Annotated in this window: 1 rRNA gene (cut by a window edge); it reads right to left on the bottom strand. The window is 52.2% G+C overall.

Annotated elements, in window-relative coordinates:
• Positions 1-8 precede the first annotated feature (8 nt).
• A 23S ribosomal RNA gene (locus tag AC22L0_RS29140) occupies positions 9-2500 on the bottom strand; it runs 430 nt beyond the window's last position.

Genomic DNA, 2500 nt, shown 5'->3' on the forward strand with positions numbered 1-2500 from the left:
CATATTATATGGTTAAGTCCTCGATCTATTAGTATTCGTCAGCTCCACATGTCACCATGCTTCCACCTCGAACCTATCAACCTGATCATCTTTCAGGGATCTTACTAGCTTACGCTATGGGAAATCTCATCTTGAGGGGGGCTTCATGCTTAGATGCTTTCAGCACTTATCCCTTCCGCACATAGCTACCCAGCTATGCCCTTGGCAGAACAACTGGTACACCAGCGGTGCGTCCATCCCGGTCCTCTCGTACTAAGGACAGCTCCTCTCAAATTTCCTACGCCCACGACGGATAGGGACCGAACTGTCTCACGACGTTCTGAACCCAGCTCGCGTACCGCTTTAATGGGCGAACAGCCCAACCCTTGGGACCGACTACAGCCCCAGGATGCGATGAGCCGACATCGAGGTGCCAAACCTCCCCGTCGATGTGGACTCTTGGGGGAGATAAGCCTGTTATCCCCGGGGTAGCTTTTATCCGTTGAGCGATGGCCCTTCCATGCGGAACCACCGGATCACTAAGCCCGACTTTCGTCCCTGCTCGACTTGTAGGTCTCGCAGTCAAGCTCCCTTATGCCTTTGCACTCTACGAATGATTTCCAACCATTCTGAGGGAACCTTTGGGCGCCTCCGTTACACTTTAGGAGGCGACCGCCCCAGTCAAACTGCCCACCTGACACTGTCTCCCGGGTCGATAAGACCCGTAGGTTAGAATTTCAATACAGTCAGGGCGGTATCCCACCAGCGCCTCCACCGAAGCTAGCGCTCCGGTTTCAATGGCTCCCGCCTATCCTGTACAAACTGTACCAAAATTCAATATCAGGCTACAGTAAAGCTCCACGGGGTCTTTCCGTCCTGTCGCGGGTAACCTGCATCTTCACAGGTACTATAATTTCACCGAGTCTCTGGTTGAGACAGTGCCCAAATCGTTACACCTTTCGTGCGGGTCGGAACTTACCCGACAAGGAATTTCGCTACCTTAGGACCGTTATAGTTACGGCCGCCGTTTACTGGGGCTTCAGTTCAGAGCTTCGCTTACGCTAACCCCTCTCCTTAACCTTCCAGCACCGGGCAGGTGTCACCCCCTATACTTCGCCTTACGGCTTCGCAGAGAGCTGTGTTTTTGCTAAACAGTCGCTTGGGCCTATTCACTGCGGCTTTCCGTTAAGAAAGCACCCCTTCTCCCGAAGTTACGGGGTCATTTTGCCGAGTTCCTTAACCAGAGTTCTCTCGCACACCTTAGGATTCTCTCCTCGCCTACCTGTGTCGGTTTGCGGTACAGGCACCTTTTATCTCGCTAGAAGCTTTTCTTGGCAGCGGGGAATCAAAGACTTCGCTCCATAAGGAGCTTCCCCATCACAGCTCAGCCTTTACGATAAGCGGATTTGCCTACTTATCAGCCTAACTGCTTGGACGTGCACAACCAATCGCACGCTTCTTCTATCCTTCTGCGTCCCTCCATTGCTCAAACGATAAAGAGGTGGTACAGGAATATCAACCTGTTGTCCATCGCCTACGCCTGTCGGCCTCGGCTTAGGTCCTGACTAACCCTGAGCGGACGAGCCTTCCTCAGGAAACCTTAGGCATTCGGTGGACGGGATTCTCACCCGTCTTTCGCTACTCATACCGGCATTCTCACTTCTAAGCACTCCACCAGTCCTTACGGTCTGACTTCACTGTCCTTAGAACGCTCCCCTACCACTGATACCATTGGTATCAATCCGCAGCTTCGGTGGTGTATTTAGCCCCGGTACATTTTCGGCGCAGAGTCACTCGACTAGTGAGCTATTACGCACTCTTTAAATGGTGGCTGCTTCTAAGCCAACATCCTAGTTGTCTAAGCAACTCCACATCCTTTTCCACTTAATACACACTTTGGGACCTTAGCTGGCGGTCTGGGCTGTTTCCCTTTTGACTACGGATCTTATCACTCGCAGTCTGACTCCTAAGGATAAGTCATTGGCATTCGGAGTTTGACTGAATTCGGTAATCCGATGAGGACCCCTAGTCCAATCAGTGCTCTACCTCCAAGACTCTTACACTTAAGGCTAGCCCTAAAGCTATTTCGGGGAGAACCAGCTATCTCCAGGTTCGATTGGAATTTCTCCGCTACCCACACCTCATCCCCGCACTTTTCAACGTGCGTGGGTTCGGGCCTCCATTCAGTGTTACCTGAACTTCACCCTGGACATGGGTAGATCACCTGGTTTCGGGTCTACGACCACGTACTAAACGCCCTATTCAGACTCGCTTTCGCTGCGGCTCCGCCTCTTCAGCTTAACCTCGCACGGGATCGTAACTCGCCGGTTCATTCTACAAAAGGCACGCCATCACCCGTTAACGGGCTCTGACTATTTGTAGGCACACGGTTTCAGGATCTCTTTCACTCCCCTTCCGGGGTGCTTTTCACCTTTCCCTCACGGTACTGGTTCACTATCGATCACTAGGGAGTATTTAGCCTTGGGAGATGGTCCTCCCAGATTCCGACGGAATTTCACGT

This window comes from Bacillus sp. LQ01 (genome assembly GCF_057624735.1).